The following is a 25,077-nucleotide window of genomic DNA, read 5'->3' on the forward strand; positions in this document are numbered from 1 at the left end:
CAGACAAGGGTCATCGCCTCATTTCACGTGGGGACTCAGGCCGGCCGCCACAACCCCGCCTCCGTCAACCCGAGCAGCTCGATCGCGTTCCCCCGCACGATCCGCTCGACGGTCCGGGCGTCCAGATGCCCCATCTGCGCCTCGCCGACCTCCCTGGACTTCGGCCAGGTGGAGTCGGAGTGCGGGTAGTCGGTCTCGTAGAGGACGTTGGCGAGACCGATGGAGTCGAGGTTCTTCAGCCCGAACGCGTCGTCGAAGAAGCAGCCGAAGACATGCTCGGCGAAGTACTCGCTCGGCGGCTTCCTGACCTTGTCGGCGACGCCGCCCCAGCCTCGGTTCTCCTCCCACACCACGTCGGCGCGCTCCAGGATGTACGGGATCCAGCCGATCTGCCCCTCGGCGTACATGATCTTCAGCCCCGGGAAGCGCTCGAACTTGCCGCTCATCAGCCAGTCGACCATCGAGAAACAGCAGTTGGCGAAGGTGATGGTGGAGCCGACGGCGGGCGGCGCGTCGGCGGACGTGGACGGCATTTTGCTGCTCGACCCGATGTGCATGGCGATGACGGTGCCGGTCTCGGCGCAGGCGGCGAGGAACGGATCCCAGTCGTCGCCGTGGATGCTGGGCAGCCCGAGGTGCGGCGGGATCTCGGAGAAGGCTACGGCGCGCACCCCCCGGGCGGCGTTCCTGCGCACCTCGGCGGCGGCGAGCTCCGCGTCCCAGAGCGGGACGAGGGTCAGCGGTATGAGACGTCCGTGCGCCTCGGGCCCGCACCACTCGTCCACCATCCAGTCGTTGTACGCGCGCACGCTGAGCAGCCCGAGTTCACGATCCGGGGCCTCGGTGAAGGTCTGGCCGCAGAAGCGCGGGAAGGTGGGGAAGCAGAGGGCGGACTGGACGTGGTTGACGTCCATGTCGGCGAGGCGGGACGGGACGTCGTAGGAGCCCTTGCGCATCTGCTCGTACGTGATGACCTCGAGCTTGATCTCGTCCCGGTCGTATCCGACGGCGGTGTCGAGGCGGGTGAGCGGCCGGTGCAGGTCCTCGTAGATCCACCAGTCCCCGATCGGGCCGTCGTCGCCGGGCGCCCCCATGACGGGCGCGAACTTGCCTCCCAGGAACGACATTTCCTTCAGGGGCGCGCGCACGATGCGGGGTCCGCTGTCGAGGTACTTCTTCGGGAGGCGGTCGGACCAGACGGTCGGAGGCTCGACGGTGTGGTCATCGACGGAAATGATCCTGGGGAAGTCGACTGATTCCGGGGCATGGCGGGTGTTTCCGGTCTCCGTGGTCTCCATGCGCTCACGGTAGCGCCGATCTGACGACCCGTCAGCTAGCAGATGTTCGGGTTCGTACGCGTGAGGTCTCTGTGATGGCTGTCTCCCACGGCTGACGTATCCGGCAGGAACAAGGCAAACTGGCGGGGTTGTCTTTTGACGGCCCGTCTATTTGGCGGCGCGCCGCCTGGACGACCTCAAAACGGCAGTGACCGGTGCTGGTGCGGCAGGGGGCAGCGATGGACGGTGGAGCGCGGGTACCGGAGCAGCGGCGTCCGGGCGCGGCCGGGGAGCTCCCGGACGTGCCACCGGCCGCCGGCTCCGACCTGCGCTTCAGCGTGCTCGGCCCGGTCCGGGCCTGGCGCGGCGGCGAACCGCTGGCGACCGGCTCGCCCCAGCAGCGGGCGCTCCTCGCGGCCCTCCTCCTGCGCGACGGCAGGACGGCGACGGCGGGGGAGCTGATCGACGCGGTCTGGGGCGGCGAGTCCCCGCAGCAGGCGCTCGCCGCGATCCGCACGTACGCCTCGCGGCTGCGCAAGGCCCTGGACGCGGGAGTCCTGGTCAGCGAGGCGGGCGGGTACGCGATCCGTGCCTCGAGCCCGGACGCCCTGGACCTGACCGCCGCCGAATCGCTCGTGTCGGACGCCGAGAAGGCCCGCCAGGCCGACGACCTGTGCCAGGCCCGCAGCCTGATGAACAAGGCGCTGGGCCTGTGGGACGGCGAGCCCCTGGCCAACGTCCCCGGCCCGTACGCCGAGACGCACCGCGCCCGCCTGCAGGAATGGCGCCTCCAGCTCCTGGAGTCCCGCCTCGACATGGACCTGGAGCAGGGCTGCCACGCGGAGGCCGTCTCCGAACTGACGGCCCTGACCGCCGCCCACCCCCTGCGGGAGCGGCTGCGCGAGCTGCTGATGCTGGCGCTCTACCGGTCCGGCCGCCAGGCCGAGGCGCTCGCGGTCTACGCGGACACGCGCCGGCTGCTCGCGGACGAGCTCGGCGTCGACCCCCGCCCGGGCCTCTCCGAGCTCCAGCAGCGCATCCTCCGGGCCGACCCGGCCCTGGCCGAACCCTCGGCGCCCGCCGCCGAACCCACCTCGACACCACTGCGCCCCGCCCAGCTGCCCGCGACGGTCCCGGACTTCACCGGCCGGGCCTCCTTCGTCACGGAGCTGAGCGAGGTGCTGTCCGCGGCGTCCTCGGAGGCGGGCACGGGCTCGGTCATGGCCGTCTCGGCCGTGGCGGGCATCGGCGGTGTCGGCAAGACGACGCTGGCCGTGCACGTCGCGCACGCCTCCCGGTCCGCCTTCCCCGACGGCCAGTTGTACGTGGACCTCCAGGGCGCCGGCGCACGGGCGGCGGAGCCGGAGACGGTCCTCGGCTCGTTCCTGCGCGCCCTCGGCACACCCGACACGTCGATCCCGGACTCCCTGGAGGAGCGGGCGGCGCTGTACCGCTCGGCCCTCGACGGCCGCCGCGTCCTGGTCCTGCTGGACAACGCGCGGGACGCGGCCCAGGTCAGGCCCCTGCTCCCCGGCACGGAGGGCTGCGCGGCGCTGATCACGGGCCGGGTCCGGATGGTCGACCTGGTCGGCGCCCACCTCGTCGACCTGGACGTGATGTCCCCCGAGGAAGCCCTCCTGCTCTTCACCCGCATCGTCGGCCGGGAGCGGGTGACGGCGGAGCGGGAAGCGGCCCTCGACGTGGTGGCGGCCTGCGGCTTCCTCCCCCTGGCCATCCGCATCGCGGCGTCCCGCCTCGCGGCCCGCCGCACGTGGACGGTGGCGGTCCTCGCGGCGAAGCTGGCCGACGAGCGGCGCCGCCTGGACGAACTGCAGGCCGGTGACCTGGCGGTGAAGGCCACGTTCGAGCTGGGTTACGGGCATCTGGAGCCCGGCCAGGCGCGCGCGTTCTGCCTGCTCGGCCTGGCGGACGGCCCCGACATCTCCCTGGCCGCGGCCGCGGCCGTCCTCGACCTGGACATCGAGGAGACCGAGGACCTCCTGGAGTCCCTGGTCGACACCTCCCTCCTGGAATCAGCGGCTCCCGGCCGCTACCGCTACCACGACCTGGTCCGGCTCTACGCGCGTGCGTGCGCCCAGCGGGACGAGCTGCCGGCGGTGGAGCGGGAGGCGGCGATGTCGCGGTTGCTTGACTTCTATCTGGCGACGGCCTCCCACTCCTACGCGGCCGAGCGGCCCGGGGACCGGACGGTCACCCACCTCGAACCGACCACGTATCCGGGGCAGTCCTTCGTCAACACCTCCGAAGCCCTCGACTGGTTGCACACCGAGGCCGAGTGCCTGCTCGCCTGCGTACTGCAGTGCCTGAAGCCGGCCACTCTGCGCCGCGCGGTCGACCTGCTCCTGGCCGCCATCGATCTGTCGGAGTCCGGCGCGGGGTCCCGCCGCTACGAGACGGCCGCGATGGCCGCGCGGGACGCCGCGGCACGGGTGAACGACGCGCATGCCGAGAGGCGGGCGCGCATCACCCTGGCTCAGGTACTCAGCCACGCGGGCCTCTTCGAGGAGGCCGAGCACGAGGCCCGGCAGGCCGACGTGCTCTGCCAGGACTTCACGGACGACCCGTGGAGCAGCAGCAGCGCGCCCAACCAGCGCGGCATCATCGCCAACTGCACGGGCCGCTACGCCGACGCGGAGATCTACCTGCTCAGGGCCGTGGAGGCCTTCCGCGCCGACGGCAACCGGCCCGGTGAGGCGAGCGCGGTCTGCAACCTCTCGCGGGTACTCGCCTCGATGGGCCGCAGCGACGAGGCGGTCGAACTGGTCCAGCGCGGCATAGAGATCTACGACGACCTCGGGCTGACCGTGCGTCTCGCCAACGCCCGCTACGCGTCCGGCATCGTCCTCACCCAGGCGGACCGGCTCCCCGCGGCGCTGGAGCAGCTGCACGAGGCCCTGCGTATCTTCCTGGAGAGCCGCCAGCGGCTGTGGGAGGGCACGACGCACTTCCGTATCGCCGAGGTCCACCTCAAGGCCCTGCGTCACGCACAGGCCGCACAGCACGCGGAACAGGCACTGGCCACCGGCTGCATAGGCGGCGACTGGATGCGCGCCAACGCCCTGGTCCTGCTGGGCAAGGCGCTCGCCTCGCTGGGCCAGTCCGACCGGGCCCGCGCCTGCTGGGTCGACGCGCTGGCGATCCACGAACCGGCCGGAGCGGCCGAGGCCGACGAGGTGCGCCGCCTGCTGACCCGGCCGGTCGCCGCGCTCTAGCCGAGGCCGGGCCCCGGGCAGGGCCGAGCCGTTCATCGTTTGTTTATTGCTCCCTGCCAGTCTCGGACCACGACGATCCGTCGCGTCGGGGGGCAGACGGATCTCTCGGGCCTCACAGCTACTGTGAGGCCCCCCGGAACGCCCGTTCGGCGACCCTCGGGGGAGTCGCCGAACGGGCGCTTCCTCTGGAGCGCCGATCAACTCAGGGAGTTCGCACGATGAGCAAAATCGAGAAGGACACCGAATTCACCACGCAGGACCAGCACTCTCCCGCGCCGCCGGCCGTCACCGAGATCACCACCATGGACCAGCACTCGCCCGCCCCGCCGGCGGACTCCGAGATCACCACCATGGACCAGCACTCACCGGCCCCGCCGGCCGTGGGTGCCAACTAGAACTTCCTTCCCGACGGGGATCGGCCGCGGCGGCGCGGAGGGGGAGCCGCCGCGGCCGAGTCATCTGCAGGGGGCCGAGCGAAAGCTCGGCCCCCTTTTTCGCGCGTGTACGCGGTTCCGGTGACCGCCTCGTGGAGAGGTCGTGACGGCAGCCCGGCGCAAGGCCTCCCCCGTCACGGAACTGTCCCGGCGGCCCCGGCCACAGGCCCCGTCCCGCGCGCCCGGGACGAAATCGTGTAACAGCCATGTATGAGGGAACGGTCGCAGGGAACGGCCGGGCGCCCCGAGCGGGTCCTAGTGATCAGCAACGCCAGTGATCAGTACGCCAGTGATCAGTGACGCCCGCTCCCGCCGAGCACCCGGCACCCGGCACCCGGCCTCCGGCGCCCGGCACCCGACCGCAAGGAAGAAACAATGCGCGCCCACAAGCTCACCCTCGCTGGCCTGGCCCTCGTCGCCGGCCTCTCGCTCACCGCCTGCCAGGGCGGCGACGACTCCGCCGCGAGCGGGAACGACTCCGGTTCCACGGCGAGCGGGTCCTCGTCCTCCTCCGAAGGCTCCGGCTCCCAGGACTCCGGCTCCGGGAACACGGGCGGCAGCGCATCCGGCAGCGGCGCCGCGACCACCACGGACTCCGCCGAAGGCAGCGGCGGCGGCCAGATCACCACCGGCAACTGCAAGACCTCGAACCTCGCCGTCAGCGGCACCCACGGCATGGGCGAGGGCACGTTCACCGTCGCCTTCAAGAACACCGGCGGCGACGCCTGCACCCTCAAGGGCTTCCCCGGAGTCGACCTCAAGGTCGACGACGGCAAGGGCGCCATCAACGCCGGGCGCAGCAAGCTCGCCGCCCCGGCCGTCGCCCTCAAGTCCGGCGAGGAGACCCGCTTCACGCTGCACTACCCGCGCAACGACACCGGCGGCTCCGGCGTGGACATCACCCGGCTCGTCGTCACCCCGCCCAACGAGACCCACTCCAAGACCCTGACGGTCGCGATCAACCTCCCCGCCTCCGACAGCCCCTCCGACGCGGGCGTCACGGTGGACCCGGTCGGCACGGGCAAGCAGTAACCGACAGCCGGTACGCCGCGGACACGCCCGGCCGCACAGCCGGCCGGGCCCCGCAGCCCAAGACTCATACCCACCAGCACCAGCACCAGCACCAGCAACAGCAACAGCAACAGCACCAGCAACCGCTAGCCGAACACCCGCGTCTCCACCACCGGCAGCCCCTTCACCCACCAGTGGTCATAACGCCGGTACGCCGCCGCATCCCGCCCCGTCAACAGCCCCCGCAACCCCCGCGCCTCCTCCTCCAGCGCCTCCCAGACCTCCCCGGGCAGCGGCCGGAACGCGCCCACCTCGACGCCCGTGCCGTCCGGCGCCATCCGCCAGACCCCGGCCACGTACCCGTCCACAAGCACCGTCGGCAGCACATCCCCGTTCACCCGGGTCACGTGCTTGCGGTACTCGGGGGCGAGGACCCGGCCCCGGTCGGCGTAGGCAAGGAGCACGCTGTCCCACATCGCCATCAGACGCGGCGGCGCGGGAACCTCCCCCGACGGACGGACAGCGCCCGGCACGTCGTACAGCACCGTCCCGCCGGGCCCCGCGAACTCCTCCAGGTCGTCGCCGAGCGCCGCCCGCACCCGTCCCTTCTGCACGAGGCCGAACTGCGCCATGTCCGCCACGGACGCCGGCCCGAACCCCTCCAAGTAGCGGCTCACGAGCACCTTCAGCCCCTCCGCCACCACCTCCGGGTCCCGCAGAACCGGACGGTGCGCCCGGCCCGCCGCCACGAACCGCTGCCCGCTGCCGGACACGTACGCCCACGGAGCCCCCTGGACCGGCTCGTGCCACAGGGGCGCGTACTGCCTCAGCATCCGCCAGGCCGTCGGCGTCAACGAGCCCTCCACACCTGCCTCTTGAGCCAGCCGCTCACCCAACTCGGCCGAGGTGCCCGCCACTTCGGCCCGCGCCAGCAGGCCGGGCAGCAGCACATCCGCGTCCGCCTCCGTCAGCCCCGACGCCTTGAACCGCGGATCCCGTAGCCGCGCACCCCGTACCGTCGGCTCCACCGCCGCGCGGAAAGCGGCGTAGTCGTCGACGTGCACCGCGTGCAGCGTGATCCGCATCAGCGTCGACTTCACCACCCGGGCCCCGGCGAGGGCGGCGTCCAGCTCCGCCGGCGCGAACCCCGCCACCCGGTTCCACAGCGCCACATACGGCGAAGCGGGCTGCTGCGCCTGTAGCGCGACAACCCGCCGTACCGCGTCCTCGATCCCGAGCGGCTGCCGCTCCAGGAGCAACTGCCGGGCGAGAGTGGACCTGTTGAGGGCGCGCTCAGTGATCGCTGTCATGCCAGGGATTCTCCCGGCACGCCTCGCAACGGAAACTCCTGGGGCTCAGCCCAGCCGCCGGGCCACCTCGGTCGCCCAGTACGTCAGGATCATGTTCGCGCCCGCCCGCTTGATCCCGGTCAGCGACTCCATGATCGCCCGGTCCCGGTCGATCCAGCCGCGCTGCGCCGCCGCCTCGATCATCGAGTACTCGCCACTGATCTGGTACGCGGCCACCGGCACGTCCACCTCACCGGCGACCTTGGCCAGGATGTCGAGGTAGGGCCCGGCCGGCTTGACCATGACCATGTCGGCGCCCTCCTCCAGGTCGAGCGCCAGCTCCCGCAGGGACTCCCGGGTGTTGGCCGGGTCCTGCTGGTACGTCTTGCGGTCACCCTTCAGCGACGAGCCGACAGCCTCACGGAACGGGCCGTAGAACGCCGACGAATACTTCGCCGTGTACGCGAGGATCGCCACGTCCTCGCGGCCGATCTGGTCCAACGCGTCGCGGATCACGCCGATCTGACCGTCCATCATCCCGGACGGGCCGACCACGTGCGCGCCCGCGTCCGCCTGGACCTGCGCCATCTCGGCGTACCGCTCGAGCGTCGCGTCGTTGTCGACCCGGCCCTGCTCGTCGAGGACACCGCAGTGGCCGTGGTCGGTGAACTCGTCCAGGCACAGGTCGGACATGACGATCAGCTCGTCCCCGACCTCGGCCCGTACGTCCCGCAGCCCCTGCTGGAGGATGCCGTCCGGGTCGGTGCCGACCGTGCCGGCGCCGTCCTTCTTCTCCTCAAGGGGCACACCGAACAGCATGATCCCGGAGACGCCCGCCTCCACGGCCTCGGCCGCCGCCTTCTTCAGCGAGTCCCGCGTGTGCTGGTACACACCGGGCATCGAACCGATCTCGACCGGCGCGTCGATCCCTTCCCGCACGAACGCGGGCAGGATGAGATCGGCCGGATGCAGCCGCGTCTCGGCGACCATGCGCCGCATGGCGGGAGTCGTGCGCAACCGCCGGGGCCGCGAACCGGGGAAAGAGCCGTACCGAGTCACTGCACTGTCACCTCGTACCTACGTCTGCCTGCGTGTACCGACGCCCAGTTGCGTCAATGAAGCGGGGCGGGCCCCCGGCCGAAGCCGGGCACCCGCCCCCACTCTGTCCTACGGAGCCGCGCGCCTGCGCCGCGCCCCCGGCCGCCGCTCACTCGGCCGGGTCACCGGATCACCGGCCTCGACCGCCGCGTCCCGGCGCCGGGCACCGAACTCCGCGAGCGCCGCGGCCAGCTTGTGCACCGACGGCTCCGGAGCCATCACATCGACCCGCAGGCCGTGCTCCTCGGCGGTCTTGGCGGTGGCGGGGCCGATACAGGCGATCACCGTCACGTTGTGCGGCTTGCCCGCGATACCGACCAGGTTCCGTACCGTGCTCGACGACGTGAACAGGACCGCGTCGAAGCCGCCGCCCTTGATCGCCTCACGCGTCTCCGCCGGCGGCGGCGAGGCGCGCACGGTCCGGTACGCCGTGACGTCGTCGACCTCCCAGCCCAGCTCGATGAGCCCGGCGACGAGCGTCTCCGTGGCGATGTCCGCACGCGGCAGGAACACCCGGTCGATCGGGTCGAAGACCGGGTCGTAGGGCGGCCAGTCCTCCAGGAGCCCTGCGGCCGACTGCTCGCCGCTCGGCACCAGGTCCGGCTTGACGCCGAACGCGATCAGCGCGTTCGCCGTCTGCTCACCGACCGCCGCGACCTTGATCCCGGCGAAGGCACGCGCGTCGAGTCCGTACTCCTCGAACTTCTCGCGTACCGCCTTGACCGCGTTGACGGAGGTGAAGGCGATCCACTCGTAGCGGCCCGTGACCAGGCCCTTGACCGCGCGCTCCATCTGCTGCGGCGTACGCGGCGGCTCGACGGCGATCGTCGGGACCTCGTGCGGTACCGCGCCGGACGACCTGAGCTGGTCGGAGAGCGAGGCCGCCTGTTCCTTCGTGCGCGGGACGAGCACCTTCCAGCCGAACAGCGGCTTGGACTCGAACCACGACAACTGCTCGCGCTGGGCGGCAGCGGAACGCTCACCGACCACGGCTATCACCGGACGGTTGCCCTCCGGCGACGGCAGCACCTTGGCCTGCTTCAGCGTCTGCGCGATCGTGCCGAGCGTCGCCGTCCAGGTCTTCTGGCGCGTCGTCGTACCGGCGACGGTCACGGACAGCGGGGTGTCCGGCTTGCGGCCGGCCGCGACCAGCTCCCCGGCGGCGGCCGCCACCGAGTCGAGCGTCGTCGACACGACGACCGTGCCGTCGGACGCGCCGACCTCGGTCCAGCAGCGCTCGGAGGCCGTCCGGGCGTCGACGAACCGCACGTCGGCGCCCTGCGCGTCCCGCAGCGGGACACCGGCGTACGCGGCCACACCGACGGCGGCGGCGACACCGGGCACGACCTCGAAGTCGATGCCCGCGGTGGCACAGGCGAGCATCTCCTCGGCCGCGTACGTGTCGAGACCGGGGTCGCCCGGCACCGCACGCACGACCCGCTTGCCGCCCCGCGCGGCCTCCATGACAAGATTGGCCCAGTCCCTCAGAGCCGGGACCACGACGGCAGTTGACGCCCCGTCAGCGGTTGCCGTCCGCCCCGGCGTGCCCGCGTCGAGCACGGTGACGCCCGCGCCGGCGTGCGTCCGCACGACGTCGAGCACTTCGGGCTCGGCGATCAGCACATCCGCTCGGGCCAGGGCCTCCACGGCGCGTAGTGTCAGGAGTCCTGGGTCACCGGGACCGGCACCAAGGAAGGTGACGTGCCCAGGTGCGCAGGCGGTCGATTGAGGCGTGGTGGGGCTCAAAGTGCTCGCTCCCCCATCAGACCGGCCGCACCCTTGGCCAGCATCTCGGCGGCGAGTTCCCGCCCGAGAGCCAGCGCCTCGTCCTGGGACGAGGGCACGGGACCGGTGGTGGACAGCTGCACCAGCTCGGTGCCGTCGGGGGTACCGACGACGCCGCGCAGGCGCATTTCGTTGGCAATCTGCCCGTCGGCCAGAAGGTCGGCCAGCGCACCCACAGGTGCACTGCAGCCGGCCTCCAGGGCGGCGAGCAGGGCTCGCTCGGCGGTCACGGCGACCCGGGTGAACGGGTCGTCCAGCTCGGCGAGCGTGGCGGCGAGTGCGCCGTTCTCGGCGGTGCACTCGACTGCCAGTGCCCCCTGACCGGGGGCGGGCAGGACGATGTCGGTCGCGAGGAAGTCGGTGACCTCCGCCGTGCGACCGATGCGGCTGAGCCCGGCCGCCGCCAGGACGACGGCGTCGAGCTCTCCCTTCTCGACGTAGCCGATGCGGGTGTCGATGTTCCCGCGGATCGGCACGGTCTCGATGGTGAGTCCGTGGCTCAGCGCGTACGCGTTGAGCTGGGCCATGCGGCGCGGCGAACCCGTACCCACCCGGGAACCTGCGGGCAGCTCGGTGAACTTCAGGCCGTCGCGCGCGATCAGCACGTCCCGCGGGTCCTCGCGCACCGGCACGGCGGCCAGCGTGAGCTCCTCGGGCTGCGCGGTCGGCAGGTCCTTCAGCGAGTGCACGGCGAAGTCGATCTCGCCGCGCACCAGCGCGTCCCGCAGAGCGGTGACGAAGACACCCGTCCCACCGATCTGCGCGAGGTGCTCACGGGAGGTGTCCCCGTACGTGGTGATCTCCACCAGCTCGACCTCACGGCCGGTCAACTGGCGTACGGCTTCGGCGACATGCCCGGACTGGGACATGGCCAGCTTGCTGCGCCGGGTCCCCAGCCTCAGTGCTTTGTCGGCGGCGGTCATGCCGGGCCTCGATTCTTGCCTACCGTGCCGGTAGCGGATTCACGGTCTCGGGGGGTGGCCCGGGAGACGGATGCCACCGTCTCCTGGTCCAGGTCGAACAGGGTCCGCAGCGCGTCCGCGTACCCGGCACCGCCGGGCTCGGCGGCCAGCTGCTTGACCCGTACGGTCGGCGCGTGCAGCAGTTTGTCCACCACGCGCCGCACGGTCTGGGTGATCTCCGCCCGCTGCTTCTCGTCGAGGCCGGGCAGCCGGCCGTCGAGCCGGGCGATCTCGTTCGTGACGACATCCGCGGCCATCGCACGCAGCGCGACGACGGTCGGCGTGATGTGCGCGGCCCGCTGGGCGGCACCGAACGCGGCGACCTCGTCGGCCACGAGGGACCGCACCTGGTCCACGTCGGCGGCCATCGGGGCGTCGGCGGAGGCGTCGGCGAGCGACTCGATGTCGACGAGGCGGACCCCGTCGATCCGGTGCGAGGCGCCGTCGATGTCACGCGGCATCGCCAGGTCGAGCAGGGCGAGCGCGACCCGCCGCACCGGCTCCGGCTGCCGCTCACGGCGCATCTCGGGCACCCGGCCCGCGGCGGCGAGGGCGGCGATGGTGTCGGCCTCGGAGGGCCGCACCCGCTCGCCCGGCGCGTTGTCCACCCAGGCGCCGTGCTGCTCGAGCTCGGCCGCGTCGAGCCCGGCGACCGCCGCCTCGCCCTCGACCGAGAACCCGCCGCGCACGGGGGCACCCGGGTCGACGGGGCAGCCGTCGACCGCGGCCTTGGCACCGGCGGGTGACGCCTGGGGCGGCACGTCGCCGCCCGCGGTCGGCGTACGGCCCGCGACGGCCGCGCGTACGGCGTCCGCGGTCAGGACCAGACCGGTCGCGCCGGTGCAGGAGATGGCGACGTCGGCACGTGTCAGTTCGTCCGCCACGGCATCCATGGCGACGGCGCGGGCGGCCGTACCGCCCTCGCCCAAGATCTCTACGAGCCGGTCCGCGCGCTCGAGGGTGCGGTTGGCGACGACGACCTCGGCCACTCCGGCCCGCGCGAGCGTCGCCGCGGCCAGCGACGACATCGAGCCCGCGCCGATCACCAGCGCCCGCTTGCCCGCCGCCCACTCGGCCACCGGCTCCCCGGCGGCGAGCTGCTCGAGCCCGAAGGTGACCAGGGACTGACCGGCACGGTCGATCCCGGTCTCGGAGTGCGCGCGCTTGCCGACCCGCAGGGCCTGCTGGAACAGGTCGTTGAGGAGCTTGCCCGCGGAGTGCAGCTCCTGCGCCCTGGCGAGCGTGTCCTTGATCTGCCCGAGGATCTGGCCCTCGCCGACGACCATCGAGTCGAGCCCGCACGCCACCGAGAACAGGTGGTGCACCGCCCGGTCCTCGTAGTGCACATAAAGATAGGGAGTGAGCTCTTCCAGACCTACGCCACTGTGCTGCGCGAGCAGCGTCGACAGCTCGGCGACACCGGCGTGGAACTTGTCCACGTCCGCGTACAGCTCGATGCGGTTGCAGGTCGCGAGCAGCGCGGCCTCGGCGGCCGGCTCGGCGACGAGCGTGTCCTGCACCAGCTTGGCCTGGGCGTCCGCGTTGAGCGCGGCCCGCTCCAGGATGCTGACCGGGGCGCTGCGATGGCTCAGCCCTACGACGAGGAGACTCATGCCGGCATCACGGCGGGCACGTCCCCGTCGGGTCCCTTGCGGTCGTTGGCGGTGGGCTTGGTGACCTTGGCGGCGGGCCCCTCGACGCCCACGGCACCCTCGGCCGCCTCGATCGCGCTCTCCCCGGCCTTGCGCTGCTCGTGGAAGGCGAGGATCTGCAGCTCGATGGAGAGATCGACCTTGCGTACGTCGACACCGTCCGGCACGGACAGGACGGTCGGCGCGAAGTTCAGGATGGAGGTGACACCGGCGGCGACCAGACGGTCGCAGACCTGCTGCGCGGCGCCGGCCGGGGTCGCGATGACGCCGATGGAGACGCCGTTCTCGTCGATGATCTTCTCGAGGTCGTCGGCGTGCTGCACCTGCATGCCGGCCACGGTCTTGCCGGACATCGCCGGGTCGGCGTCGATGAGGGCCGCCACGCGGAACCCGCGCGAGGCGAAACCGCCGTAATTGGCAAGCGCGGCACCCAGGTTGCCGATACCGACCATCACGATCGGCCAGTCCTGCGTGAGGCCCAGCTCGCGTGAGATCTGGTAGACGAGGTACTCGACGTCGTAGCCGACACCGCGGGTCCCGTACGAGCCGAGGTACGAGAAGTCCTTGCGCAGCTTCGCGGAGTTGACGCCCGCCGCGGCCGCGAGCTCCTCGGAGGAGACCGTGGGTACCGAGCGTTCCGACAGAGCGGTGAGGGCTCGGAGGTACAGCGGGAGACGGGCGACGGTGGCCTCGGGAATTCCTCGGCTGCGGGTCGCCGGTCGGTGAGTTCGGCCAGTTGCCACGGTGCTCCTGCGGGTAGAGCGGGGCTGCGGGCGGCTCTGCGTTCCTGGACCGCCCCGTCGAATGCAGGCTATGTCTTTGTGAACGCGTGCACAAAGATGGTGTCCGATTTGCCCGGCCAACGTGACCGGGGTCACGCGCCCCCGGCGCGCTTTTCCGGAACCGGCGCGCAGGCGGCTTCGTTGCTCACCTGTAGGGGGCAAAACCGCGCACCTTCCTTACGATCCACGCCCCCGAGACCAAAACCGCCCTCGATCCTAGGCGACTTTCGGGAACAGTTGGACTCATCGGTCAGTGACGTGCGCGACCGCGGGCGGTGTCCGTGCGCACACCGCTACTGCGTGAGCGCACGCCGCAGTCGTTCCTCCTTCACCCGCCAGAAGTCGTGCTGCGCACCATCGACGAGAACGACCGGGATCTGCTCCCAGTACTTGCGGTACAGCTCCTCGTCCTCGTTGATGTCCTTCTTCTCCCAGACGGCGCCGACCTCGGCACAGACCTTTTCGATCACCGCCTGTGCGTCATCACACAGATGGCATCCGGGCTTACCGATCAGCGTGACGACACGCTCTGCGGGATTCTTCTTCTCGCCACGACGGAAAATGGGACTCATACCGGCCATTCTGGCCTCACCACCGACCCTTGTACGACGCCGGATTTTCGACGGAAGACAGCTTCCCGAAATCCGCACGACTCCGGAAGCACCGAACAGACTGGCTATGCTCACGCCATGTCCCGCCCGTCGCCCGACCGCCACCCCGGTAGGAGGCACGCCGTGCCGCTGATTGGATTCGGATGGCTCGCACCCCACAGGCGCCCCGCCACCGCGCGGAGCGTGCTGGCGGGCGAGGCTTCGGCGGAGGCCGCCCGCAAGACCTCCCTGGAGCTGGAGGAGCAGCCGCAGCCCGCTGACGGCGCGGGCACAGGCGCGGAACCGGAGTTCCCGGTCGTCGGCGACGACAAGGCCGCCGCCTTCTTCGACCTGGACAACACGGTGATGCAGGGCGCCGCGATCTTCCACTTCGGCCGCGGCCTCTACAAGAGGAAGTTCTTCCAGCGCCGCGAGCTGACGAGGTTCGCCTGGCAGCAGGCCTGGTTCCGGCTCGCCGGGGTCGAGGACCCCGAGCACATGCAGGACGCCCGCGACAGCGCGCTCTCCATCGTCAAGGGCCACCGCGTCTCCGAGCTGATGTCCATCGGCGAGGAGATCTACGACGAGTACATGGCCGAGCGGATCTGGCCCGGCACCCGCGCCCTCGCCCAGGCCCATCTCGACGCGGGCCAGAAGGTCTGGCTGGTCACGGCCGCGCCCGTGGAGATCGCCACCGTCATCGCCCGCCGCCTCGGCCTGACCGGCGCCCTCGGCACGGTCGCCGAGTCCATCGGCGGCGTCTACACGGGCAAGCTCGTCGGCGAACCGCTGCACGGCCCCGCGAAGGCGGAGGCCGTCCGGGCACTGGCGTCCGGGGAGGGCCTGGAGCTCGGCCGCTGCGCCGCGTACAGCGACTCCCACAACGACATCCCGATGCTCTCGCTCGTCGGGCACCCCTATGCGATCAATCCCGACGCGAAACTGCGCAAATACGCGCGCGAGCGGGAGTGGCGACTGCGGGACTACCGCACCGGCCGCAAGGCCGCGAAGGTCGGCATCCCGGCCGCGGCCGGCGTCGGCGCGGTCGCGGGCGGCACGGCCGCGGCCATTGCCCTGCACCGGCGCCGTCGCTGACGGAGGGTCTTACCCGCCTCCGGCTCCGGCCAGTCCCGTTGATACCACTCGGCCACAACGCGTCATCGCCATAGCCCGAACATGACCTGATCCGATCAGTAAGTGGTCACTCTCTGGTGCTCGAACCATCGTCGATCAGCTACAGAAGTGACGTAATCGATGATTTGAGCAACTCGGTGTAGCGCTCCCTGCACGAAGCGTTATTCTCCTCAGACGCATTCCGGTACCCACACGTCAGCACGACGAGTGAACAGTTCCGCACTGCACGTGATGGAAGCTCTGCCTCTGGGAGTCCCGTGTTTCAACACGTCGGGGTTGACGCCTCGGGCCTGGCTACGCTGCGCGCAACGGTCGCCGACCGCTTGCGCGGCTTCGTCCCCACCGCGTACGCCGTCCCCGCCCTCGCCGTCGCCGCACCCGCCGGCCCATGCTTCGCCATGGCCGACTCCGGTGCCGCCACAGTCGGCCGACGGACACGCTCCGGAGCCGCCGGCGCCTCCGGTACGTCGACCACGTCCACCCCTGCCCGCCGCCCCGCCGCGGACAGCGACAGCGCCCGCATGATGGAACTCGTCGAGCGCGCCCAGTCGGGCGAGGCCGACGCGTTCGGCCGCCTGTACGACCAGTACAGCGACACCGTCTACCGCTACATCTACTACCGCGTCGGCGGGAAGGCGACGGCCGAGGACCTCACCAGCGAGACCTTTCTGCGCGCCCTTCGCCGCATCGGCACCTTCACCTGGCAGGGCCGCGACTTCGGCGCCTGGCTGGTCACGATCGCGCGCAATCTGGTCGCCGACCATTTCAAGTCGAGCCGCTTCCGCCTGGAAGTGACCACCGGAGAGATGCTCGACGCCAACGAGGTGGAGCGCTCCCCGGAGGACTCCGTCCTCGAGTCCCTCTCCAACGCGGCCCTCCTCGACGCCGTACGCCGTCTCAACCCCCAACAGCAGGAATGCGTCACGCTGCGATTTCTGCAGGGTCTGTCCGTCGCCGAGACCGCACGCGTGATGGGAAAGAACGAGGGCGCGATCAAGACCCTTCAGTACCGGGCCGTGAGAACGCTGGCCCGGCTCCTCCCGGACGACGCCCGCTGACGACACCCCTGATGACACCCGCACGAACTGTCACCGTCCGCGATTCTCAACTCACCTTCTGTGAAGGTGAGATGTGATCGCGGTCGGATCATCTTTCGTCCGTAACCCAAGTGCCGCGCCGCTCGTTGTGCGGGATGCAGGCTCCCTGTGGTCACTCCTGGACCGGCTTCGCTCACTCGATCGTGTGCAAGTCGTCAGGGCGTGCAACCCTCAGGACCCCTTGGGGAGTCGACCACATGGGAGTCGACCGTCATGACGAGAGGAGGTGCCGCCAGTGATCGCCAACGTATCGGCACACCGGCGGGCGGACGCCTTCGCCCAGGCCCTCGAGGACCAGTCCGACCTGGACCCGGCGGCGCAGCAGCCGGAAGAACCGGCCGCTCAGCAGAGCGACCGGTCCGATCGGACCGACCGGGACAGTCTTCTGTCCCTCGCCTCCGGCCTCGGCGAGCTGCCCAAACCGCAGATGGACCCCGAGGTCAAGGTGGTGCAGCGGGCTCAGCTCGTCGCCGCCATGGAGGCCATGTTCAAGGAAGGCGCCGTAGGCACTTCCGTACCGGAGCAGCGGTCCCGGTCCAAGGGAGCGCACCGGGCGAGTTCCCTGCGCAAGCTGCGACCGCGCTCGCGCCTGTCCAAGGGCATCGCCGCGGGCGGCCTCACGGTCGGCGTGGCCGCGGGGGCGTTCGGCGGAGTGGCCGCCGCGAGCTCCGACGCCCTGCCGGGTGACAATCTCTACGGCCTCAAGCGCGGCATGGAGGATCTCAAGCTGGGCATGGCCGACGGCGACTCCGACCGCGGACAGCTCTACCTCGACCATGCGTCGACGCGGCTGAACGAGGCGCGGAGGCTGATGGAGCGCGACCGCGGCGGTCACCTCGACCATGAATCCGTGGGCGAGATCCGGCGCGCGCTCTCCGGGATGCGCTACGACGCGTCCGAGGGGCACCGTCTGCTCAGCGCGGCGTACAAGCGGGACGGTTCGCTCGGTCCGATCCAGGCCCTCTCCGCGTTCACGCAGTCGCACCGCAAGAGCTGGAGCGCGCTGAGCGACCGGCTCCCGGTCCAGCTCGGCGATGTGCGGGACCAGGTGAGCTCGGTCTTCGACGCCATAGACGAAGAGGTCGCTCCGCTGCGTTCGCTGCTGCCCCAGCCGCCCACCCCCGGCGGCTCCGCGAGCACCGGCAGGCACAGCGGTACGACGCCGGGGGCATCCGGCACCGACCGGTCGACGCCCTCCGGCCCGACCGACGCCGACCGGCACGGCGGCAGCTCGACCAAGCCGAAGCCCTCCAGCTCCGGCAGCGGCAAGGACGACGGCCTCCTCGGCGAGACCACCGGCGGCCTCCTGGACCCGCCGAAGGACGAGACGAGCCCGACCCCGTCGGACGGCGGATCCGGCCCCACGGGCCCGGCCAGGCCGGACGTGACCCTGCCCCCGCTCCTGCCCGGCCTGCTGCCGGGCCTGGGCATCGACGGCGAGGACGCCAAGTAACACCGAGGGCCCGGGGCTTGCCCCGGGCCCTGCCACTTGCCACTTGCCACTTGCCACTTGCCACGGATCAGAAAAACACCGACCGCCGCTGCACGAGCAACTTGTACAGCGTGTGCTGGATCTGTTCGCGGACCTGGTCGGTCAGGTTGAACATCAGCATCGGGTCCTCCGCCGCCTCCGGCGGATACCCGTCCGTCGGGATCGGCTCCCCGAACTGGATGGTCCACTTCGTCGGCAGCGGCACCGCACCGAGCGGCCCCAGCCACGGGAACGTGGGCGTGATCGGGAAGTACGGGAAGCCCAGCACCCGCGCCAGCGTCTTCGCGTTCCCGAGCATCGGATAGATCTCTTCCGCGCCGACGATCGAGCACGGCACGATCGGCGTCCCCGCCCGCAGCGCGGTCGACACGAAACCGCCCCGGCCGAACCGCTGCAGCTTGTACCGCTCGCTGAACGGTTTCCCGATGCCCTTGAAGCCCTCGGGCATCACCCCGACCAGCTCGCCGCCCTCGAGAAGACGCTGCGCGTCCTCCGCGCAGGCCAGCGTGTGCCCGGCCTTGCGCGCCAGCTCGTTGACGACCGGCAGCATGAAGACCAAGTCGGCCGCGAGCAGCCGCAGATGGCGCCCCGCCGGATGGTTGTCGTGCACGGCGACCTGCAACATCAGTCCGTCGAGGGGCAGCGTCCCCGAATGGTTGGAGACGATCAGCGCCCCGCCGTCCGACGGGATGTTCTCGACGCCCTTCACCTCGACGCGGAAGTACTTCTCCGCGATCGGCCGCAGCATCGACATCAGGACCTGGTCGGTCAGTTCCTTGTCGTAGCCGAACTCGTCGACCTCGTAGTCCCCGGTGAGCCGCCGCCGCAGGAACGCGAGGCCGCCCGCGACCCGCCGGTCCCAGCCGCCCCGCCCCTCGGGCGCCGGCTCCCCCGGCTCCGGCCCGGGGCCCGGCTGCTGCACCGGCAGCCGCTGCACCTCACGCACCTCCCGGGCGCCCCCGGGCTCGCCCGTGCGCCGCGCACCGCCGGCCGGGCCTCTGCGGCGCACGGAGCCCTTTCCGGTGGCCCCCCGCGACCTGTCGTCGTCGAACGGAATGACCTTGGCATCCGCCATCGTTCACGCGCTCCTCAGTTGGCGCTCTGCGTCGGGGGGTGGCTGAGTGTGCGCCCGCCGCCCAGGAAGGGCAGCGACGCGATCCTGTCCACAGCTCCCGCCAGGGCCTGGGGCGGCAGCAGTCCGGGGCCCCGGCCGCGGACGAAGTCCGCGAAGGTTTCCGCGGTCGTGTATTCGGGCCGGAATCCGAGCGTCTCCCGCATCTGGGCCGTCGACACCATCCGCCCATGGGTGAGCAGCCTGATCTGCTCGGGCGAGAAGTCCGTCGCGCCCAGCGTACGCAGCGCGCTGCCCACCCAGGTCACGGCGGGCAGCAGCACCGGGACGGTCGGCCGGCCGAGGCGGCGCGAGCATTGCGACAGCAGCAGCACGCCGTCCCCGGCGATGTTGAAGGTCCCGCTGTTCAAGGTGCCGCGTGTCGCCTCGTGCGAGGCGAGCCGCAGCACGTCGATCACATCGTCCTCGTGCACGAACTGCAGCCGCGGGTCATAGCCGAACACGGTCGGCAGGACCGGCAGCGAGAAGTACTCGGCGAGCGGCGAATCGGCTGTGGGACCGAGGATGTTGGCGAACCGCAGCACACACACCGCGACGTCCGGGCGGCGCCGGGCGAACCCGCGCACATACCCCTCGACCTCGACGGTGTCCTTGGCGAAGCCGCCGCTCGGCAGCGACTTCGGCGGCGTCGTCTCGGTGAACACGGCCGGGTCACGCGGCGCGGACCCGTACACGTTCGTGCTCGACTTCACCACGAGCCGCTTCACGCTCGGCGCCTTCTGGCACGCGCCGAGGAGCTGCATCGTGCCGATGACGTTGGTCTCCTTCACCGAGCCGCGGCCGCCGCTGGCCAGCGGGGTCCCGGTGACGTCCATGTGCACGACCGTGTCCACGGAATGCTCGGCGAGCACCCGCGCGATCGTCGGCTGCCGGATGTCGGCCTGCAGGAAATCCGCGCCGCCCAGATGGTGCGCGGGCGGCACCGCGTCCACGCCGATCACCCGGTCCACATCGGGGTCCCGCTGGATCCGTCGTACGAAACGGCCCCCCAGCTGCCGGGCCACCCCGGTCACGAGCACGACCTTGCCCAAGATCAGCGCCTACCTTCCGTCCCAGCCCCGCCGCGCGTCGCATCCCCGTGTCGCGGCTCACGTTAGCGGTTCGTTGTTGCGCTGTGATGACCACTCGATGCAGGAAGTGACGACAGCCACAGGCGTACGTACAGAGCAGAGCCTGCTACGCGTGGTGCCCCGACCACGAGTGCCTGCCGGAACTTGTCCGAAACGCACTGTGGCCCTCCCACCGAACGGTGAAAGGGCCACAGACCGCGTTTGATGCAGCGGTCGCTTACTTCTTGTTGCGACGCTGCACACGCGTGCGCTTCAGCAGCTTGCGGTGCTTCTTCTTCGCCATCCGCTTACGCCGCTTCTTAATGACAGAGCCCACGACTACCCTCGCTCACTTCTCGGACAACCCCCACGGTGCGGGGACAATCACTCGGTGCGGGGCTGCATTGGGGCCCACACGACCTACGGAGGGCCAGCGTACCCCGCCCGAGCGCCGAGCTTGAAATCGAGGGGTCCCGGGAGCTCCCGGAGGACCTCCCGGGGGTATCGATCAGCCCGTTTCCACCCCCACATAGGACTCGCGGAGGTACTCGTGAACCGCTTGCTCGGGGACGCGGAAGCTCCGCCCCACCCGGATCGCGGGCAGATGACCGCTGTGCACCAAGCGGTACACGGTCATCTTCGAGACGCGCATGACCGAGGCGACTTCCGCCACGGTCAGGAACTGCACCTCGTTCAGAGGCCTACTCTCACCAGCAGCCATGACACACCTGAACCTTCCGCACTCGACGGCCACCGGCTTCCCCTTCCGGTGACTCAACGTCGTTGCGTGCTCACTCCCCAGACTAGGGGCGTGTGGTGCGAGTGGGGAAGAGGAGCAGCGATCGGCCGCCTACTGTGACAGACACGCTCGATTGAGTACATAGCGAGTAAGCGGTCGGTAGTAATCAGACCGCACAGCGTCATCAAGCGGAACGACGACGGACACCTGCCCCTCCGCCTCACCGACGAACAGTGCGGGATCATCCGTATCGGCCAGGCCGATGGCGTCGAACCCCAACTGACCTGCACCGCAGACCCATCCGTGGTCTCCCACGACAAGGTGCGGAAGCGGTCCCCCGGCCTCCGCACAGGCCGCCAGAGCGGTGCGAACCGGGAGTGGCGAGTGCGTGTGCGCGCCCGTCTCGGGGCCGGCGGGCAAGGCGTCGGGTTCCCGCACCAGCGCGACTCCTCGTACGTAGTCAAGGTTGTACGTGCGTAGGCCGAACCGGGTCGTTATGTCGACACTCCGACCCTGCGCGGGGGTGAGGACAGGGCATCCCAGCGCCGACATGGCGTCCGCCAGCGCGGCGTAGAAGCCGAGCAGGCGGTGCGGATGTCCGGTTCCGAAGAGCACCGGGGAGCGCGTGTGGACGGCCCTGCCGAGGCGGTCCCCGAACGCGTCGAGCGCCGCCAGGGTCAGCTCCGGGTCGATGACGTCGGACCCCGAGGTGTGGCCGGGGTCGCCCGAAACCCCGCATTTGTCCGCCATGAGGGCGAGCAGATCCCGCTGGCCCCAGGCGTATTGGGGATCGAGCCCGAGGAGCACACGCGGGTCCCTCGCCTCGAAGAGGCGGTAACTGCGCAGACTCTCCTCGCGGGAGGTCGCCACGGGCCCGGCAAGCCGAGCCGCCAACAGGTGCGCACGCAGGGCGCCGGTGCTCAACACGCCTGCGATGCTGGTGCATTGAGGGCCCGGATGCCCCCAAAACGCCTGAACACCCCACACTTGGAGTAATCCCGGGCGCATGTCGCACCGGCCCGCCCGGAGTTTGCTACGCAGGCCGGCCCGGCCGCCCCGGGGCAGCGGCCCCGAGGACCTAGGGCAGCAACCCGCGCAGCGGGAACGCCGCCCTCCGGGTCGCCAGGATCGCCTGGTCGAGCCGGTCCGCCGGGTCGTAGCCCGCCTCCCACTCACGGTGCTCGACGGGCCAGCGCCCGTCGGTCATCCGCCCCGGCGCCAACTGCCGCGTCCGTGCGTACACTTCCTGCCGCCAGCCTTCCGGCGTCAGCGTTTCGGGCGCGATCTCCCGGCCGGCCGCGATGGCGACCAGATGCGTCCACGACCGCGGCACGACGTCCACGACCGCGTAACCGCCACCGCCCAGGGCGACCCAGCGCCCGTCGGCGTACTCGTGCGCCAGCTCATGAGAGGCGACCTGCACGGCCCGCTGCGCGTCGAGCGACACCGCGAGATGCGCGAGCGGATCCTCGAAGTGCGTATCGGCCCCGTGCTGCGTCACCAGGACCTGCGGCCGGAACTCCGCGAGCAGCTCCGGCACCACGGCGTGGAAGGCCCGCAGCCAGCCCGCGTCCCCGGTCCCCGCCGGCAGCGCGACATTGACGGCCGTCCCCTCGGCGGGACCGTCCGCCCCGGTCTCCTCGGGCCACCCGGTCTGCGGGAACAGGGTCCGCGGATGCTCGTGCAGCGAGATGGTCAGGACGCGCGGGTCCTCCCAGAACGCGGCCTGCACGCCGTCCCCGTGGTGCACATCCACATCCACGTACGCGACCCGCTCGACGCCCAGCTCGAGGAGGCGGGCGATGGCGAGGGCGGCGTCGTTGTACACACAGAACCCGGACGCGGCGCCCGGCATCGCGTGGTGCAGCCCGCCGGCGAAGTTCACGGCGTGCAGGGCCTCCCCGCGCCACACGGCCTCGGCGGCGCCCACGGACTGCCCGGCGATCAGTGACGACACCTCGTGCATACCGGCGAACGCCGGATCGTCGACGGTCCCGAGCCCGTACGCCTGGTCGGCGGCGCCCGGATCGGCGGACGCGGCCTTGACCGCCTCCACGTAGTCCTGGCGGTGCACGAGCCGCAGCGTCGACTCACCCGCCCGCTTGGCCGCGACGACCTCGACGTCCCGGTCGAGCCCGAAGGCGTCCACGAGACGCCGGGTCAGGTCCAGCCTGACCGGGTTCATCGGATGACCGGGGCCGAAGTCATACCCCGTCACCGCCGGGTCCCACATCAACTGCGCGCGGCCGCTCATGCTTGCCACCGTATCGGTCCTGCCCGGAACCGAACGACGGGGCGTACACGAGCGTCACCAGCACCAACACCATCGGCACGAGCATCGCCCCGCGATAACTCCACGCATCGCCCAGAGCACCCACAAGCGGCGAACCGATCAGAAAACCCACGTAGTTGAAGATATTGAGCCGCGCGACCGCCGCATCGGAGGCGCCGGGGAACATCCGTCCCGCGGCGGCGAAGGTCTGCGGCACGATCACACAGAGCCCGAGCCCGAGCAGCGTGAACCCGAGCATCCCGACCCAGGGCCCGGGGGCGACAGCCACCACCCCGAACCCGGCGGCGGCCACCACCGTCCCCATCCGCACCACGGCCACGGCCCCGAACCGCCGCACCCCCACATCCCCCACGGCCCGCCCCACCAGGGTCGTGACCATGTACACGTTGTACGGGACCGTCGACAGCTGCTCGGAGCTCCCGAGCACGTCCTGCAGGTACTTCGCGCTCCAGTTGGAGACGGTCGAGTCCCCGATGTACGCGAAGGTCATGACCAGGCACAGCGGCAGCAGCATCTTGAAGACGAGCCCGCCCGCCTGCTCCCGCACCACCGCGCCCTCGACGGCCCCCGCGCCCCCGTCGACGTACCACCGACTCGCGACGAGCGCGGCGGGCAGCAGCACCACGACCACCGGCAGATACAGCACGAACAGCGACAGGTCCCAGTGGGCTCCGGCCCACGCGAGCGAGGCGCCGACGATCCCGCCGAGGCTGTACACGGCATGGAATCCGAGCATGATGCTGCGCCCGTACGCGCGTTGCAGGCTTACCCCGAGCATGTTCATGGACGCGTCGAGGGCGCCCACGGCCAGTCCGAACGCGCCGAGCGCGACGGCCACCTGCCACAGGCTGTCGCCCGCGCTCACCCCGAGGAGCGCCAGGAGTACGACGGGCTGCGACCAGCGCAGGACCCGGCTGGGCCGTACCCGCTTCACCAGCTGCTCGGTGCCGACGCTTCCGACGCCGGCCAGGATCGGCACGGCGGCCAGAAACAGGGGCAGCAGCCCGTCCGAGATCCCGTACTGGTCCTGGACGGCGGGGATCCGTGTCACCAGCAGCGCGAACGCCGCCCCTTGGGCGAAGAAGCCGAACCCCAGCGATCTTCGGCCCCGACGCATCGCGCCGGTTATGCCGTCACTGCCGTCCGTGCCGTCACTGCCACCCGCGCCATTCGTGCCGCCCGTGCCATCGGTCATGGCGGCACAGCGTAGGCCCACGCCCTACCCGTGGGTAGATGGATCAGGGAACCAAAAGACGACCGTGACCTCAGTCCAGGAGTCCGGGCAGTTCCCGCATGTCCGCGAAGAGCCGTCCGGCGCCGTCCAGCCGCTCGGCCGGTGTCATGGCGGTGAACCCGTACACGTCCATCCCTGCGGCCACTGCGGCCTGCACCCCGAGCGGACTGTCCTCGATGACCAGGCATTTCCCGGGTTCTACGCCCATTTTCTCGGCGGCGTAGAGAAACAGGTCGGGTGCGGGCTTGCCTCGCCCCACGTCCTGCGAACTGAAGATCCGTCCTTCGCCGAACCATCGGTCGAGCCCGGTCGTCCGGTGCCCGACGCGGATCCGCTCGTGACTTCCCGAGGATGCGACGCAGTACGGCACTGCGTCGGCGGTCAGTTTCTCCAGTACGTCGACGATGCCGGGCACGGGCTTCAGCTCTCGCTCGAACGCGGCGAAGACCCGTCCGTGGAACACGTCGTCGAAATCGGTGGGCAGCCGTTCGCCGGTCCGCTTGTGCACGAGATCGTGTACGCGGTGCATGGCAGCGCCCATGTAGTCGCGCAGTGAGTCTTCGTACGAGGTCGGGTGTCCGAGTTCGGTGAGGTAGCCGGCAAGAAGGGTGTTGGAGATCGGCTCGCTGTCGACGAGGACACCGTCGTTGTCGAAGATGACGAGTTCGTAGCGCATACGGTCGACCCTAAACGCAGAAAAGCCCCGTGCCGAATGGCACGGGGCTTTTCTCTTAATATTAGTTCGGCGGCGTCCTACTCTCCCACAGGGTCCCCCCTGCAGTACCATCGGCGCT

Annotated in this window: 22 protein-coding genes; 6 read left to right on the forward strand and 16 right to left on the reverse strand. The window is 70.8% G+C overall.

The genetic code is table 11. The annotated features are described in order from the left end of the window. Window positions 1–35: 35 nt before the first annotated feature. Window positions 36–1,298: an amidohydrolase family protein gene (locus ABD366_RS13530; RefSeq protein ID WP_324774431.1), complete on the reverse strand. Its 1,263-nt coding sequence runs from the start codon at window positions 1,296–1,298 to the stop codon at window positions 36–38. A 218-nt stretch (window positions 1,299–1,516) separates the two neighbouring features. On the opposite strand from ABD366_RS13530, the gene afsR reads away from it, so the two are divergent. The 3 genes from afsR to ABD366_RS13545 all read left to right on the forward strand — a co-directional run bounded on the left by afsR (window position 1,517) and on the right by ABD366_RS13545 (window position 5,976). Then, on the forward strand, window positions 1,517–4,510 hold the full coding sequence (gene afsR / locus ABD366_RS13535) for an SARP-family global regulator AfsR (RefSeq protein ID WP_324774429.1): 2,994 nt from the start codon (window positions 1,517–1,519) through the stop codon (window positions 4,508–4,510). A 218-nt stretch (window positions 4,511–4,728) separates the two neighbouring features. After that, the gene (gene afsS, locus ABD366_RS13540; RefSeq protein ID WP_324774426.1) at window positions 4,729–4,905 is read left to right on the forward strand and encodes a regulatory protein AfsS; all 177 of its coding nucleotides are present in this window, start codon (window positions 4,729–4,731) and stop codon (window positions 4,903–4,905) included. Between the two features lie 414 nt (window positions 4,906–5,319). Further along, window positions 5,320–5,976: a DUF4232 domain-containing protein gene (locus ABD366_RS13545; protein WP_324774424.1), complete on the forward strand. Its 657-nt coding sequence runs from the start codon at window positions 5,320–5,322 to the stop codon at window positions 5,974–5,976. A gap of 125 nt (window positions 5,977–6,101) precedes the next feature. Here ABD366_RS13545 and ABD366_RS13550 read toward each other — a convergent pair whose 3' ends face one another. From ABD366_RS13550 to ABD366_RS13580, 7 genes are all read right to left on the reverse strand, one after another. Further along, entirely contained in the window at window positions 6,102–7,265 is a 1,164-nt protein-coding gene (locus ABD366_RS13550) for a winged helix DNA-binding domain-containing protein (RefSeq protein ID WP_324774422.1), read from the reverse strand. Between the two features lie 45 nt (window positions 7,266–7,310). Next, window positions 7,311–8,303, reverse strand: coding sequence for a porphobilinogen synthase (hemB, locus tag ABD366_RS13555; RefSeq protein WP_324774420.1), 993 nt, complete (start codon window positions 8,301–8,303; stop codon window positions 7,311–7,313). 108 nt (window positions 8,304–8,411) lie between these two features. Continuing rightward, a complete protein-coding gene (locus tag ABD366_RS13560) occupies window positions 8,412–10,088 on the reverse strand; it encodes a bifunctional uroporphyrinogen-III C-methyltransferase/uroporphyrinogen-III synthase (protein ID WP_324774418.1) in 1,677 nt (558 codons plus the stop codon). After that, a complete protein-coding gene (gene hemC / locus ABD366_RS13565; RefSeq protein WP_324774416.1) occupies window positions 10,085–11,050 on the reverse strand; it encodes a hydroxymethylbilane synthase in 966 nt (321 codons plus the stop codon). Before hemC ends, ABD366_RS13560 begins: the two co-directional genes overlap by 4 nt. Continuing rightward, the gene (locus tag ABD366_RS13570; RefSeq protein ID WP_324774414.1) at window positions 11,047–12,702 is read right to left on the reverse strand and encodes a glutamyl-tRNA reductase; all 1,656 of its coding nucleotides are present in this window, start codon (window positions 12,700–12,702) and stop codon (window positions 11,047–11,049) included. Before ABD366_RS13570 ends, hemC begins: the two co-directional genes overlap by 4 nt. Next, entirely contained in the window at window positions 12,699–13,484 is a 786-nt protein-coding gene (locus tag ABD366_RS13575; RefSeq protein ID WP_324774412.1) for a redox-sensing transcriptional repressor Rex, read from the reverse strand. Before ABD366_RS13575 ends, ABD366_RS13570 begins: the two co-directional genes overlap by 4 nt. Window positions 13,485–13,816: 332 nt before the next feature. After that, window positions 13,817–14,095, reverse strand: coding sequence for a glutaredoxin family protein (locus ABD366_RS13580; protein WP_324774410.1), 279 nt, complete (start codon window positions 14,093–14,095; stop codon window positions 13,817–13,819). 168 nt (window positions 14,096–14,263) lie between these two features. Between ABD366_RS13580 and ABD366_RS13585 the strand changes: the two genes are divergently transcribed. From ABD366_RS13585 to ABD366_RS13595, 3 genes are all read left to right on the forward strand, one after another. Next, entirely contained in the window at window positions 14,264–15,208 is a 945-nt protein-coding gene (locus ABD366_RS13585) for an HAD family hydrolase (protein WP_324774463.1), read from the forward strand. A gap of 296 nt (window positions 15,209–15,504) precedes the next feature. After that, window positions 15,505–16,305, forward strand: a complete 801-nt coding sequence (locus ABD366_RS13590) for an ECF subfamily RNA polymerase sigma factor, BldN family (protein WP_324774408.1) — start codon at window positions 15,505–15,507, stop codon at window positions 16,303–16,305. Between the two features lie 274 nt (window positions 16,306–16,579). Continuing rightward, window positions 16,580–17,797: a DUF5667 domain-containing protein gene (locus ABD366_RS13595; protein WP_324774406.1), complete on the forward strand. Its 1,218-nt coding sequence runs from the start codon at window positions 16,580–16,582 to the stop codon at window positions 17,795–17,797. Window positions 17,798–17,864: 67 nt separating this feature from the next. Here ABD366_RS13595 and ABD366_RS13600 read toward each other — a convergent pair whose 3' ends face one another. From ABD366_RS13600 to ABD366_RS13635, 8 genes are all read right to left on the reverse strand, one after another. Beyond that, entirely contained in the window at window positions 17,865–18,911 is a 1,047-nt protein-coding gene (locus tag ABD366_RS13600; RefSeq protein ID WP_324774404.1) for a lysophospholipid acyltransferase family protein, read from the reverse strand. A 14-nt stretch (window positions 18,912–18,925) separates the two neighbouring features. Next, complete coding sequence (locus ABD366_RS13605; RefSeq protein WP_324774402.1) at window positions 18,926–19,999, reverse strand: NAD-dependent epimerase/dehydratase family protein; 1,074 nt, start codon at window positions 19,997–19,999, stop codon at window positions 18,926–18,928. A gap of 256 nt (window positions 20,000–20,255) precedes the next feature. Then, window positions 20,256–20,354, reverse strand: a complete 99-nt coding sequence (locus ABD366_RS13610; RefSeq protein ID WP_003948845.1) for a 30S ribosomal protein bS22 — start codon at window positions 20,352–20,354, stop codon at window positions 20,256–20,258. A 171-nt stretch (window positions 20,355–20,525) separates the two neighbouring features. Beyond that, entirely contained in the window at window positions 20,526–20,738 is a 213-nt protein-coding gene (locus ABD366_RS13615) for a helix-turn-helix domain-containing protein (protein WP_164560538.1), read from the reverse strand. Between the two features lie 129 nt (window positions 20,739–20,867). Further along, a complete protein-coding gene (locus ABD366_RS13620; protein WP_324774398.1) occupies window positions 20,868–21,683 on the reverse strand; it encodes a phosphatase in 816 nt (271 codons plus the stop codon). Window positions 21,684–21,834: 151 nt separating this feature from the next. Then, the gene (locus ABD366_RS13625) at window positions 21,835–23,010 is read right to left on the reverse strand and encodes an acetoin utilization protein AcuC (protein ID WP_324774396.1); all 1,176 of its coding nucleotides are present in this window, start codon (window positions 23,008–23,010) and stop codon (window positions 21,835–21,837) included. Continuing rightward, window positions 22,961–24,178 carry an MFS transporter gene (locus ABD366_RS13630; RefSeq protein WP_324774461.1) on the reverse strand — a complete coding sequence of 406 codons (1,218 nt, stop codon included), beginning with the start codon at window positions 24,176–24,178 and terminating at the stop codon, window positions 22,961–22,963. The genes ABD366_RS13625 and ABD366_RS13630 overlap by 50 nt, the downstream gene beginning before the upstream one ends. 136 nt (window positions 24,179–24,314) lie before the next feature. After that, window positions 24,315–24,959, reverse strand: a complete 645-nt coding sequence (locus ABD366_RS13635) for an HAD family hydrolase (protein WP_324774394.1) — start codon at window positions 24,957–24,959, stop codon at window positions 24,315–24,317. Window positions 24,960–25,077: the final 118 nt, after the last annotated feature.

It is taken from the genome of Streptomyces kunmingensis, assembly GCF_039533535.1.
GTDB classification, from domain to species: domain Bacteria; phylum Actinomycetota; class Actinomycetes; order Streptomycetales; family Streptomycetaceae; genus Streptomyces; species Streptomyces kunmingensis.